General features: G+C 67.1%; 13 protein-coding genes. 8 read left to right on the forward strand and 5 right to left on the reverse strand.

The window, feature by feature from the left end:
- Positions 1-2: 2 nt before the first annotated feature.
- Positions 3-713, reverse strand: a complete 711-nt coding sequence (locus BDO18943_RS26865; RefSeq protein WP_175024735.1) for a GntR family transcriptional regulator — start codon at positions 711-713, stop codon at positions 3-5.
- A 378-nt stretch (positions 714-1,091) separates the two neighbouring features.
- Between BDO18943_RS26865 and BDO18943_RS26870 the strand changes: the two genes are divergently transcribed.
- Positions 1,092-2,360 carry a glycosyltransferase gene (locus BDO18943_RS26870; RefSeq protein ID WP_175024736.1) on the forward strand — a complete coding sequence of 423 codons (1,269 nt, stop codon included), beginning with the start codon at positions 1,092-1,094 and terminating at the stop codon, positions 2,358-2,360.
- A gap of 51 nt (positions 2,361-2,411) precedes the next feature.
- Here the strand turns inward: BDO18943_RS26870 and BDO18943_RS26875 are convergent, their stop codons facing one another.
- Together BDO18943_RS26875 and BDO18943_RS26880 are read right to left on the reverse strand one after the other, a co-directional pair.
- Positions 2,412-3,821, reverse strand: a complete 1,410-nt coding sequence (locus tag BDO18943_RS26875; RefSeq protein WP_175024737.1) for a cytochrome-c peroxidase — start codon at positions 3,819-3,821, stop codon at positions 2,412-2,414.
- Positions 3,822-3,915: 94 nt separating this feature from the next.
- Positions 3,916-5,586, reverse strand: a complete 1,671-nt coding sequence (locus tag BDO18943_RS26880; RefSeq protein ID WP_175024738.1) for a phospholipase C — start codon at positions 5,584-5,586, stop codon at positions 3,916-3,918.
- Between the two features lie 403 nt (positions 5,587-5,989).
- On the opposite strand from BDO18943_RS26880, the gene BDO18943_RS26885 reads away from it, so the two are divergent.
- Positions 5,990-6,847 carry an EamA family transporter gene (locus tag BDO18943_RS26885; RefSeq protein WP_175024758.1) on the forward strand — a complete coding sequence of 286 codons (858 nt, stop codon included), beginning with the start codon at positions 5,990-5,992 and terminating at the stop codon, positions 6,845-6,847.
- Between the two features lie 30 nt (positions 6,848-6,877).
- On the opposite strand, the gene BDO18943_RS26890 is transcribed toward BDO18943_RS26885, so the two are convergent.
- Positions 6,878-7,351 (reverse strand): Lrp/AsnC family transcriptional regulator, encoded by a 474-nt coding sequence (locus BDO18943_RS26890; RefSeq protein WP_043183655.1) that lies wholly within the window; start codon positions 7,349-7,351, stop codon positions 6,878-6,880.
- A gap of 317 nt (positions 7,352-7,668) precedes the next feature.
- Between BDO18943_RS26890 and BDO18943_RS26895 the strand changes: the two genes are divergently transcribed.
- The 6 genes from BDO18943_RS26895 to BDO18943_RS26920 all read left to right on the forward strand — a co-directional run bounded on the left by BDO18943_RS26895 (position 7,669) and on the right by BDO18943_RS26920 (position 12,053).
- Positions 7,669-9,054, forward strand: a complete 1,386-nt coding sequence (locus tag BDO18943_RS26895) for an amino acid permease (protein WP_175024739.1) — start codon at positions 7,669-7,671, stop codon at positions 9,052-9,054.
- A 45-nt stretch (positions 9,055-9,099) separates the two neighbouring features.
- Positions 9,100-10,302 carry an amino acid aminotransferase gene (locus BDO18943_RS26900; RefSeq protein WP_043183657.1) on the forward strand — a complete coding sequence of 401 codons (1,203 nt, stop codon included), beginning with the start codon at positions 9,100-9,102 and terminating at the stop codon, positions 10,300-10,302.
- Between the two features lie 162 nt (positions 10,303-10,464).
- The gene (locus BDO18943_RS26905; protein WP_011355271.1) at positions 10,465-10,863 is read left to right on the forward strand and encodes a DUF488 domain-containing protein; all 399 of its coding nucleotides are present in this window, start codon (positions 10,465-10,467) and stop codon (positions 10,861-10,863) included.
- Between the two features lie 138 nt (positions 10,864-11,001).
- Positions 11,002-11,292 (forward strand): DUF1488 family protein, encoded by a 291-nt coding sequence (locus BDO18943_RS26910; RefSeq protein WP_043183659.1) that lies wholly within the window; start codon positions 11,002-11,004, stop codon positions 11,290-11,292.
- Between the two features lie 16 nt (positions 11,293-11,308).
- On the forward strand, positions 11,309-11,548 hold the full coding sequence (locus BDO18943_RS26915; RefSeq protein ID WP_089453021.1) for a UDP-glucose 4-epimerase: 240 nt from the start codon (positions 11,309-11,311) through the stop codon (positions 11,546-11,548).
- 154 nt (positions 11,549-11,702) lie between these two features.
- A complete protein-coding gene (locus BDO18943_RS26920) occupies positions 11,703-12,053 on the forward strand; it encodes a metal ABC transporter ATPase (RefSeq protein WP_175024740.1) in 351 nt (116 codons plus the stop codon).
- 60 nt (positions 12,054-12,113) lie between these two features.
- On the opposite strand, the gene BDO18943_RS26925 is transcribed toward BDO18943_RS26920, so the two are convergent.
- Positions 12,114-12,893: a helix-turn-helix domain-containing protein gene (locus BDO18943_RS26925; RefSeq protein WP_089453019.1), complete on the reverse strand. Its 780-nt coding sequence runs from the start codon at positions 12,891-12,893 to the stop codon at positions 12,114-12,116.
- Positions 12,894-12,896 lie beyond the last annotated feature (3 nt).

The raw sequence follows: 12,896 nt of genomic DNA on the forward strand, positions 1-12,896 counted from the left end.
CGCTATGGCTTCGCGTTCGCGGTGCGCGGGGTCTGTTCGGCACGCAGCGTCTCGGCAAGGTCGTGCGCGGCACCGCCGATGTCGAGTGCGATGCCGGCCCGTACGCCCGTGCCGTCGCGCCGCTCGAGCGCATCGACGATCGCGCGGTGCGCATCCATCGAGCGCCGCATATGCGGGATGTCGAGCGCGACCATGTTGAGGAACGGCCCGACGCGCATCCACAGGTTCTCGACGATCGCGAGCGTGCTTTCGCTCGCGCCGTGTGCGTAGATCGCGCTGTGGAAGGCGAAGTTGCTTTGCAGGTAAGCGCGCGACCGGCCGGCCTCGACGTGTGCCTGCATCGTCTCGCAGGTCTTGCGCACGGCGGCGATCTGCGCATCGGTCATTCGGGCGCATGCGCGTTCGGCAATGCAGCCTTCGAGCGCGATTCGCACGTCGCGCAGTTCGTCGAGCGTGTCGAGCGTCATCGGCGGCACGACGAGCGCGCGGTTCGGGCCGTCGACCAGTGCGCGTTCGGCGCGCAGCCGCGTGAGCGCGGCACGCACGGGCATCGTCGACGAACCGACCGCCTCCGCGACGCTGCGCAGGCTCAACGCCTGTCCGGGCGCGAAACGGCCGCTCATCAGCGCTTCGCGCAGTTGCTGGTAGACCTTGTCGGCCATCGTTTCCTGTTCGATGGCTTTGAGGGCGGGCGGGACGATACGTGGCGCCACGGCGGGTTCTCCTGGGTTTGATCTGCGATCTGTGATCACACTTGCGATGTGCGAAGTGTGGTCGCGGGAGGGCGTGGAGTCAAGGCGAACGGGATCGGGGAAAACGAGGGGGCAGGCGAAGGGCTGGCTGACCGGTACGGCCATGACTTCCATTCGTTCCAGGCCATTCGATATGGGGCGGCCGCAATCGACGCTGTTTCTTACGGGTTGGGGACTGCGGAGCCGCGGCTGGGGCGCTTGCACGGGGCAGATTCAAACGTTGCAGGCTGTCAGCCGTTCGTTGCTTGGCGAGCGAAAGGCGCTATGTTATAAAGGCGCCGAGAGCGAGCCTGGCCTACCTTCGAACAACGGATCACATTCGCAGTACCAAGAAAAATCATGGATAAACAGGGGTATATCGAGGGTGAGGACACGCGCGTGCGGGTCCTGTTTCATGTGACCGATTTCGGCAACGGCGGGATCGAATCGTCGCTGATCCAGTGGCTGCGGATCCTCGACCGCCAGCGTTTCCGCGCGGTCCTGTCGATTACGTACGCGTCGCCGATGCTGGCCCAGCGCTTTCGCTCGCTGATCCCGGCAGACATCCCGATCGAGATCCTGGTGCGTCCGCAGTGGCTGCGCTACTTCCAGGATCGCCGTCACGCGCACAAGCTCGGCAAGGCGGGCCGGATCGCGCGCGATCTTCACGGTGCGCTCGCGGTGCGCCCTCACATCGGGCGGCGCGTTGCCGAACTCGCGCGCAACGTGGACGTCATCGTCGACTACGACCTGTCGCTGCGGCGCCTGGCCGGCCGGTTCGGGGTGGCCTGGATCGGCGTCAACCACTTCAGCTTCGTTGCACGGCTCGGCGGCCAGGGCCGCCGCGTGCGCCGCCTGCTCGACCAGTACAGCCGCTACGACAGCATTGCCGCGCTGAACCCGCAGATGGGCGACGAAGCCGACCGGATGTTCGGCGACCGCTTGCAACAGGTGACGGTCCTGCCCAACGCCATCGACATCGACGCGATTCGCGCAAACGCGACGGCGCCGCGCCCGGCACTGCCCGGCGGGGTCCCGTACATCGTCTCCGTCGCACGTCTCGACGAGCTCCAGAAAGATCACCGCACGTTGCTGCGCGCGTATGCGCAACTCGTCGCGCAGCGCGACGTGCCCGAGCATCTCGTGCTGGTCGGCGACGGCGCGCACCGCGACGAGCTCACACGTCTGGCGGCTGCGCTCGGCATCGGTGCGCGGGTGCATTTCATGGGGCAGATGGACAATCCGCATCCGTTGATGGCGGGCGCGTCGATTCTGGTCCTGAGCTCGAAGAACGAAGGGATGCCGATGGTGCTGATCGAGGCGCTCGCGCTCGGCAAGGCGATCGTGTCGACGGACTGCCCGACCGGGCCGCGCGAGATTCTCGATCACGGTCGCGCGGGGCTGCTGGTGTCGGTCGGCGACGTCGACGCGCTGGCCAATGCGATGGCGCAGTTGCTGTCCGACGATGTGCTGCGGGCGGATCTCGCCGCGCGTTCGTTCGATCGCGCTGCATGCTTCGGCATCGCGGAAAGCAACCGGCGGCTCGACGCATGCATCGATGCGATTCGCGTGAAACGGGCGGGCCAGCTTCGCCAGCACGCGCACACGAGGGTGCAGCGCGCCGGCTGACCGCTGGCGCGCGGGTGCCACGCGCCCCGCCATGCGCGGGGCGCGCGCGGTTTACCGCACCGGCTCGTCGTTCAGCGTGCCGAGGAACGCTTCGATATCCTTGATATCCTGCGCCGTCATCGCGGGCTTGTCGCCAGGCTTGCGGTCGAACGGCGCATCGGTCACGTCGACGTTCGCACGATATTTCGGCGGGATGTCGTCGTACTCGTCGATCTTCCCGTCCGCGCCGCGCGAATAGAACTTCTGCGGCGAGATGCTGCGCTCGTTGTAGAACGCCATCACCTGGTCGAGCGTGTGGAACACGCCATTGTGGAAGAACACGTGGCGCGTCGCCGCGTTGCGCAGCGTCGGTGTCAGGAACATCGCACAATACTGCGTCTGGTCCTTCAGGTCGTCGCGGAACGGCCCGCACACGCCGAGATCGTAGAACGCCGGGTTGCGGTTCTGCGCCAGTTCCTGGTTGCGCGGCGCGCCGAGCGCCTCGTACTGGTAATCGGTAAACATCGGCGGCAGCCCGTCCTTGCCGGGCTTCGACAGGTGGCAGCCCGCGCAATTCGCCTTGTCCGGATCGTTGAACAGGCGCAGCCCGCGCAGTTCGGCCTGCGTGAGACGTGCACGGCCTTCGAGCCAGCGGTCGTACTTGCTGTTGTACGGGTGGAACGACGGATCCTCGACCTGGTAGCGCGCGATCGCGAACATCGCTTCCGACACCGCGAGCTGCGGGCTGTCGAACACGCGCGCGCCGAACAGTTGCTCGAGCTGCGCGCGGTGCGACGACTGCGCGAGCTTGTGCGCGACGTCGTCGATGCTCGCATTCGCCATCTCGACCGGATTCAGCAGCGGGCCGAACGCCTGCTGCTGCAACGTATCGGCGCGGCCATCCCAGAACATCCCGCCCTGCGGCACGAGCTGCGGCGCGGCCGACGTGCCGGCCACCTTCTGCGCCTTGACGACGCCGGCCGCCGACGCGGCCTGTTGCGCGACGGTCGGTGCGGCGTCGTTTTCACCAGCATCGGGGCCGATGCTGAAGTTCGGCTGGCGGTACAGGTACATCAGCGACGGCGGCGGTCGATAGCCCTGCTGCGTCATCGCGAGGCCGCCCGGCTGCACGTCGAGCGCGTTCGGCGGGCCGTACGCATGATCGGGGCTGTGGCACGACGCGCACGACTGCTTGCCCGATGCGGACAGCGACGGATCGGCGAACAGCGCGCGGCCGAGCTGTGCGACCGCCGACAGCGGCTGCGCGGCGGGCCGCTGCAGCACGACCGGATGCGGGTTCGCGCCCGTCCAGTCGGCGACGACGGTGCCGATCGCCGCGGGCACCTGCGCGGGGAACGCGATCGCGAACGCACCGTAGCCGAGCACGGCGGCGCCGATCACGAACGCCGCGCGGCGCAGGAGGCGGAAAGGCGTGCGGGTGCCGGTGGTGTCGGGGGACGGGAACGCGGGGCGAGCTGTCATGCTGTCGGTCGGAAATCGGGCGCCGCACGAAGCGGCGCAATAAATGGAAACGGCCGGCGCGTGATGCGCCGGCCATGCGGTCACGACGTACCGGTCAGATCGCCGGTGCCGCGCTCAATGCGGTGCCGAGCGTCGGGTCGAGATACAGCGGCGTCGTGTTCGGCTTCGACGTGAAGTCGAACAGGCTGCGCAGGTCGCCCGCCGTTGCATCGAACGAACCGCCGCCAATGCGCTGGCCGCCGAGCCAGTTGTCCTCGATGAAGCGCACGACGGACGACTGGTCGATCATCGTGTGGTCGACGTAGTTCTGCTTCGCGTACGGCGAGATCACGATCAGCGGAATGCGCACGCCCGGGCCGCAGCGGCCGTTCACGGTCGCGCCGTTCACGCCGGTGGTGCCGCCCGTGCCGCACTTGCCGCTGCCGTTGACCTGGTCGACCGGGTCCGACGACGCACGCGTCGGCGCCGTGTACACGTGGTCGTACCAGCCGTCCGAGTCGTCATAGGTGACGATCACGGCCGTGTTCTGCCAGTCCGGCTGCTGCTGCAGGAAGTTGACGACCTTCGTCACGAACGCCTGCTCGTCGAGCGGATCCGAATAGCCTGCGTGCGCGTCCTGTGCGGCCGGGGCCTTCAGGTAGCTGACCGACGGGAAGTTGCCGGCCTTCACGGCGGCGAAGAAGTCGTCCGTGTCGTACTGGTGGTTCGCGGGTTCGGCGGTCTTGCCGTCGGTCTGCAGGCTCGAGCCGATCGCAGCGACCGAGCTCGGGCGCGTGTGCTGCGGGTTCGCGGTCGACGCGTAGTACTGGAACCAGTTGTGGTGCGGGATGTAGTCGGACGTCGCGGCGTTCACGGCGGTAGCGACCGTGCTGCGGGCGCAGCCCGTGGTGCCGTTGCCGTTCGTCGTCGACAGGTTGAAGCCGCCCATGAAGCCGCCCCACGTGATCTTCGCGCCGTTCAGCAGGTCGCCGATGTTCTTGCCCGCCATCATCGCCTGGTCGGTCGTGCTCGAGCACACGTCGTAGCCCGGATCGACGTCGTTGATCATCGTGAAGCCGCCCTGGCCGTCATTGATGTAGTACGAGCTTTTCGCGAGCGTCGACGGCTGTGCGGACGTCTTGACGACCTGCATCCCGTTGGTCTGGCCCGACACGACGTTCAGCGCGCCCGGCGTCGACGGGCCGTACGACGTCGTGTACATGTTGTCGCTCATCGCGAAGCGCTGCGCGTAGTTCCACAGCGCGGTCACGGTGTTGCCGTCGAAGTAGCCCATCACCTGGCCCTTCGTGCCGAACGCGCCGGCGCCGCCGGACGAGCCCTTGCCGGTGTATTTCGGGAACAGGTCGGCGAGGCCGTTGTCCTCGGCCTGCTGCTCGGCCGTGTACGCATGGTTCTGGTCGGCGGTCGCGGCCTGCGTACGGTCGAGGCGGAACGGGTTCGCCGCGTCGGTGCCGTTGGCGGTGTTCGTGAAGTTCGGGTTCGCGGTGAGCAGCGTGCCCGTCAGGCCGTTGGACGTCGGCGTGCCGGACTTCGCGTTGAACGCCGGTTCGCCCGACGGGTTCGTCGCGTTCGGGTAGGTGCCGAAGTAGTGGTCGAACGAGATGTTTTCACCGTAAATCACGACGACGTGCTTGATCGGCGTGGCGGTCTGCAGCGCATCCTGCGACGACACGGCGGGCGTCGACGTCGGATCGCTGCCGCCGCAGGCGAACAGCGCCAGCGCTGCGGCAGCGCAGGCGGTGACGAGCAAGGCTTGACGGAACATCGGGAAACTCCAGGTAAGGTCTTCGATGGTGGAGAACGGCCCCGTCGCCGTGTCGGTTCGGCGCGGAGCTCGTGAGAGAGCACGCGCATTGAAACAGTCGCGTATGAAGATATGGGGACGGAGTGATTTCGCATCGATTGCGCTGCGGTATCGATTTCATTACGGCGGAATGCGGCGCGAAAGAGAAAGGAAAGGGGCAGACCGCATGCCACCTTGGCGTCACATTCCGCGGCGCGCGGGGCCGCTGCCGTGGATGCCGCGCGGGGCGGGCGAAAGGGCGCCTTTGCCCCGTTCGCGCACGATGCGACGCGGCACCGGCTTTTTGACAATCGGATGACGGATTCGTAGGATGAAAACCCTGCGGCGACGAATTCGCGTGGCCGACCGTCAGCGAGTATTCATCGTGCCGATCCCCGTTTTGTTTGCCGTTCTGTGTGCGGCGTTCCTGCATGCGTCATGGAACGCGCTCGTCCGCAGCAGCGGCGACCGGCTGCGGTCGGCCACGGTGCTGCAGATCGCGATCGGGCTGTTCGCGCTGCTGTTCCTGCCGGCCGCCGCGCCGATCACGCCCGCGAGCTGGCTTTATGTCGTCGCATCGGCCGTGCTCCACGTCGTGTACACGCTGCTGCTGGTGCGCGCATACGAGCACGGCGACCTGACCGTCGCGTATCCGGTCGCGCGCGGCACTGCGCCGCTGCTCGTCACGCTCGGCGCGGCGGCGTTCGCGGGCGAGCACCTGAATGCGGGCGCGCAAGCCGGGCTCGTGCTGATCTGCGCGGGCATCATGGCGATCGGCCTGGAGCGCGGGCGCGGCGCGAAGCACCGGATGATGCAGGTGCTGCCGACCGCGTTCGCGACCGGCGTGTCGATCGCGGCCTACAGCGTGGTCGACGGGATCGGTGTGCGGGAAAGCGGCAACACGGTCGGCTATACCGCGTGGATGTTCGTGCTGACGGGCGCGATGATGGCCGCGTACTACCGGCTGCGGGCGGGGCCGCTGCGGCTGACGCAGGATGTCGGCGAAACGGCGAAGGCTGCATGCGGCGGCGTGTTCGCGGCGCTCGCGTACGGCATCGTGATCTGGGCGATGGATCGCGCGCCGATGGGGCCGGTGTCGGCGCTCCGGGAAACGAGCGTGGTGTTCGCGGCGCTGATCGCTCGCGTGTATCTCGGCGAGCGGCTGACGCCGCGCCGGGCGGCCGGCTGCATCGTGATCGCGGCGGGGGCGTTGCTGATCAGCGCGTTTGAAGCGGTGCGGTGAGCGGGCCGGCGGGGTGCGCGGCCCGCGGCTTCAGCCCTCGACCGGCATCGCACTCGTGCACTTGATCTCGTCGAGGCACACGCTCGAATGCACGCCGCTCACACCGGGCGTCCGCATCAGCGTCTCGAGCAGGAACTGCGACAAGCCCTTCAGGTCGTGTGCGACGACCTTCAACACGTAGTCGATGTCGCCCGTCACGGAAAAACACTCCTGGATCTGCGCGAGATCGGACACCAGTTTCTGGAACTTCGACAGGTCGCGGATATGCCCGCGCTCCATCGTCACGTGCACGAAAGCGGTGACGCCAAAACCGAGCGTGTCGGGGCACAGCCGGGTTTCGTAGCGACGGATCGCGCCGATCTCCTCCAGCCGCCGGTGGCGGCGCAGCGTTTGCGCGGGCGACAGGCCGACGGCCTTCGCCAGATCGAGGTTCGACGCGCGGCCGTTCTCCTGCAGGATCGAGAGCAAGTGGCGATCGAGGCGATCTAGAACCGGTTCATGCATTTTTGTTTCCTTATCTGTCTCCTGGATGCAATCTTATCTCATAATGTAGGGTTTGCATGAACGGGTTACGAAACCCGATTTCGTCGTCGCGACGCTAAACTGACGCCGGATTTTCGTGTGCGAACGCAGCAATGCGGGCGCGGCGACAGTCGGCGGCCGGTCTGGCGGGCACGCCGACACGATTCGGGCGCCGCCACGCGAAGATTGCAGTCCCCAACCCGGCGGCTCCACGAACGGCCCCGGCACAGCAAAACAGCGCCCGGCACACCGAGGCGCGCCGCACCGCTTCAGGCGGAGGCGGACAGAGTGGAGAAGACATGGTTTCTGGAAACGAGAGCGACGGCCTGAAGCGCGGGCTGAAGAACCGGCACATCCAGCTGATTGCGCTCGGCGGCGCGCTCGGCACGGGGCTGTTCCTCGGCATCGCGCAGACCATCAAGATGGCGGGCCCGTCCGTGCTGCTCGGCTACGGGGTGGCCGGCATCATTGCGTTCTTCATCATGCGCCAGCTCGGCGAAATGGTCGTCGACGAGCCTGTCGCCGGCTCGTTCAGCTACTTCGCCAACAAGTACGTCGGCCACTTCACCGGCTTCCTGTCCGGCTGGAACTACTGGGTGCTGTACATCCTCGTCAGCATGGCCGAGCTGTCGGCCGTCGGGATCTACGTGCAGTACTGGTGGCCCGGCGTGCCGACCTGGGTGTCGGCGCTGGTGTTCTTCGTCGCGATCAACCTGCTCAACCTGGCGAGCGTGAAGTCGTACGGCGAGACGGAATTCTGGTTCTCGATCATCAAGGTTGCCGCAATCGTCGGCATGATCGGCTTCGGCGGCTGGCTGCTCGCGAGCGGCCACGCCGGGCCGGAGGCCACCGTGCGCAACCTGTGGCAGCACGGCGGCTTCTTCCCGAACGGCGTGTCGGGGCTCGTGATGTCGATGGCGGCGATCATGTTCTCGTTCGGCGGGCTGGAGCTGATCGGGATCACCGCGGCCGAGGCCGATGATCCGAAGCGCAGCATTCCGCGTGCGACCAACCAGGTCATCTACCGAATCCTGATTTTCTACATCGGCGCACTCGCTGTGCTGCTGTCGCTGTATCCGTGGGAAAAGGTCGTCAGCGGCGGCAGCCCGTTCGTGCTGATCTTCCATGCGCTGAGCAGCAACGTGGTTGCGAACGTGCTGAACGTCGTCGTGCTGACGGCTGCGCTGTCGGTCTACAACAGCGGCGTGTACAGCAACAGCCGGATGCTGTTCGGCCTCGCGCAGCAGGGTAACGCGCCGAAGGTGCTGTGCTCGGTGAACAAGCGCGGCATTCCGCTCGCCGCGCTCGGCGCGTCGGCGCTCGCGACCGGCGTGTGCGTGCTGATCAACTACTTCATGCCGGGCAAGGCATTCGAGGTGCTGATGGGCCTCGTCGTGTCGGCGCTGATCATCAACTGGGCGATGATCACCCTGATCCACCTGAAGTTCCGCCAGGCGAAGCGCGCGGCCGGGGAGGAGACTTCCTTCCGCAGTCTGGGCTATCCTTTCACGAATTACCTGTGCCTGGCATTCATGGCCGGCATTCTCGTCGTGATGTACCTGACGCCGGATCTCCGCCTGTCGGTGTACCTGATCCCGGTATGGCTCGCGGTGCTCGCGGTCGGGTATCGCTTCCGTCAGAAGAATGCAGGCTATGCGGTGCACGACGGCGCATCCGCACGCTGAAGCAGGTCACGACCGATCATTCTTCCAAACGAGACCGACATAGCCATGTTCGAACACATCGACGCGTACCCGGGCGACCCGATCCTGACGCTCAACGAGAACTTCCAGAAAGATCCGCGCGACCAGAAGGTCAACCTGAGCATCGGCATCTACTTCGACGCCGAAGGCCGGATTCCGGTAATGGGCGCCGTGCGCGAAGCCGAAACCGCGCTGCAGCGCGACAGCAGCGCGAAGCCGTACCTGCCGATGGTCGGCCTGGCCGCATATCGCGACGCCGTTCAGGCGCTCGTGTTCGGCGCCGATCACCCGGCCCGCGCGGCCGGCCGTATCGCGACGCTGCAAACGCTCGGTGGCTCCGGCGCACTGAAGGTGGGCGCCGACTTCCTGAAGCGCTACTTCCCGGATGCGCAGGTATGGCTCAGCGATCCGAGCTGGGAAAACCACCGCTTCATCTTCGAACGCGCCGGCTTCACGGTGAACACGTACCCGTACTACGACGAGGCGACGGGCGGCCTGAAGTTCGACGCGATGCTCGCGGCGATCGACGCGCTGCCGGCGCGCAGCATCGTGCTGCTGCACGCGTGCTGCCATAACCCGACTGGTGTCGACCTCGACGAAGGCCAGTGGGAGAAGCTGATCGACGTGATCGAGGCGCGCGGGCTGCTGCCGTTCGTCGACATGGCGTACCAGGGCTTCGGCGCGGGCCTCGACGCGGACGCCTTCGCGGTGCGCGAACTGGCCCGCCGCGGCGTGCCGGCGCTGGTCGCGAATTCGTTCTCGAAGAACTTCTCGCTGTACGGCGAGCGCGTGGGCGGCCTGAGCGTCGTCTGCGAGGATCCCGCCGCGGCCGACCGCGTGCTCGGCCAGCTGGCCGGCGCCGTGCGCTCGAACTACAGCAACCCGCAAACCTACGGCGCGAAGGTCGTGGCAGCCGTGCTCGGCACGCCTGCGCTGCGCAAGCAGTGGGAAGAGGAACTGGCGGCGATGTGCCGCCGCATCGCACGGATGCGCCAGTCGATCCATGACGGCCTGCGCGACCACGTCAGCGGTGAGGCACTGACGCGCTATGTGAAGCAGCGCGGGATGTTCACGTACACGGGTCTGACCGAATCGCAGGTCGACGCGCTGCGCGAAGTGCACGGCGTGTACATCCTGCGTTCGGGCCGGATGTGCGTGGCGGGCCTGAACGACTCGAACGTCGCCATCGTCGCCGATGCAATCGGCAAGGTGCTGAAGAGCGGCGTCTGATCGCGGCGCGCTCCGGCGCGCCAGCAGCAGGCCGAACCGGCTGTCTCCCGCAAGGGGGCAGCCGGTTTTTTGTTGGGCGACCGCAAGGTGCGTCGCCCGGCTGACGCGGGGGCAGGCGCGGCGGTACGATCACGGGATCGAACATCACTCGAAAGGAGCGACATGGGCATCCGGATCATCCAGCTCGGCACGCCGCGCGCGGCCGGCGAGGGCCTGCGGATCGGCACGGTGCGGCGGCCGCCGCGCGGCGTGCCGAAGGCGGAATTCGCGTCGCGCAACTACTATGATGTATGGCTGCCGACGCTGTCGCCGAGCCCGGAGCTCGTCGCGCAGGCGCAGGCCGCCGAGACCGATGCCGAATGGAACGCGTTCCGGCGTCACTTCCGCGCGGAGATGGCGCATGGCGATGCGCCGAAGGTGCTCGACCTGCTGGCGGCGCTGTCGGCGACCACGGCGTTCTCGATCGGCTGTTACTGCGACGACGAACGCCATTGCCACCGCAGCGTGCTGCGCGAACTGCTCGCGGAGCGCGGCGCGGCAATCGAGCCCGACGCGGGCTGAACGCGGTTTGAAGCGGCGTCGCGCAGCCGCGCCGGCACGCTGCTGCGTCGTTATCGTGCGGCGCAGCGAACCGGTTGACGTGGGTCAAGCGCGCGGGCGCGCGCGCCACTATGCTCTTGTCATGGAGCCATCACGACGATGACAGGCCGACAGATGCAGATTGTCTTCCCGCCGGAACCACCCGAATATTGCGCACGCGACCTGGTCGTGGCGTTTTCGGCGCTGGTCGACGGACGTTGCGTGCAGTGCGCGGTCACGGCCGAGGCGCTGGAAGATCATTTCGGCGCGCCGTCGCTGCTCGAACGCGACCTGCTGGCTGCGTTCGAAGCGCACCGGTCGGCGATCGAGGCGATGGCGCGACGCATGCTCGAGGAAATCGGCGGCCGGCCGGTGCTGCTGCACAGCGGCCACTTCCGGCTCGAAGACTGATACCGCAGGAGGGCGCATGACACTGCAGGGCAACATTCACGAACGCGACTGGTCCGTCGAAGTCGAGACGCGCCCGTGCGAATCAGGCGAATTCCGCTGCCGCGTGTCGGTCGAGCATGGCACCGGTGCCGCGCGTTTTCATCACACGTTCGAGCACAGCCACGCGTATCCGACCGAGCGCGAGGCGATGATCGAAGGGCTGCGGGCGGGCATGACGTGGATCGAGATGAAGGCGTCGCAGACCTTCAACGTATGAACCGTCCCGCGCCGACGAAGGCGCGGGCAGACTATCGGCCGGCAGCGATCGAAGCATTCGCGCCGCGCCACGGGCAACACGTGCCGCCGCTTTTCGGTGCGGGCGGCACTTGCAAGGCGGTCGACGAGCGGGCGGCCCCGTCAGGAGACACGACATGGGCGTGGGCATGCAGATCGCCTGCCACGGATTCGCGGGGTCCGCCGCGATCGAAGCCGAAGCCGGCGCGCAGTTGGTCCGGCTGGAACGGTTTCGCGCGCTGATTGGCGGCTGCCATCTCGCCATCGAATCGCGTGCCGCCGCCGATGGCGCACGCCAGTACGACGTGCGGCTCGAGCTCGTGATGCACGACACGGCGCTGTGGTCGCTGCCGCCGTGCGTCGGCGGCGACGTGGACGACACGCTGCGCCGTGCGTTCATGCAGGCCGAACAGGCGCTGATCGCATGCCAGGCGGGCGGTGCAAGGGTGGGGCTGCGCAACGCGGCGGCCGGCGGCGCGGTGCGATGATGCATCGCGCGCGGTGCCGGGGCCGTGCGGGTCGCCAGACGTAGTCCGGGTGTGGGTCCGTCAGACCCGTGCGAGGGCTTGCGAGTCGATGATGCGTATGCGCTTGCCGCGCGTTTCGACCAGCGCTTCACGATGGAACCGCGAGAACATCCGGCTCACGGTTTCGAGCTTCATCCCGAGATAGCAGCCGATTTCCTCGCGCGTCATCCGCAAGTTGAATTCCGTCGCCGAATAGCCGCGCGCCTCGAAGCGCGACGACAGGTTCAGCAGGAAATGCGCGACGCGTTGCTCGGCCGACATCGTGCCGAGCAGCAGCATCTGGCTCGATTCGCGAACGATTTCGCTGCTCAGCATCTGATAAAGGAAGTGCTGCATCGGCTTGATCTCGCGGCACGCCGCTTCGAGCGCGCCGAACGGGATGATGCACACGACGCTGTCTTCGAGCGCGATCGCGTCGCAGCAGTGCTGGCCGCCGCCGATACCGTCCATCCCGAGCGTTTCACCGGCGATCTGGAAGCCCGTCACGTGCTCGCGGCCGTCGCGATGCATCATCACCGTCTTGAATGAACCGGCGCGCACCGCATAGATGCTCTGGAACGGATCGTCGGTGCGGAACAGCGCGTCGCCCTGGCGAACCTGCCGGGTCGTGCAGATGATCGCGTCGAGGCGGCCGTATTCGGCCGCGGTCAGGTGCGGCGGCAGGCACATCGAGCGCATCGCGCAGACCGAGCAGCGCGCGGCGGGATGTTTGGCTGCGTCGGCGCGCGTGACCGCGCGAAGCGGAATCGTCGGCCGAGGTGCGATGGGTACGTCGGCGGCGCAGATGGTGGCTGTGGACATGAG

It is taken from the genome of Burkholderia aenigmatica (genome assembly GCF_902499175.1).
In the GTDB taxonomy this organism is placed as follows: Bacteria; Pseudomonadota; Gammaproteobacteria; order Burkholderiales; family Burkholderiaceae; genus Burkholderia; species Burkholderia aenigmatica.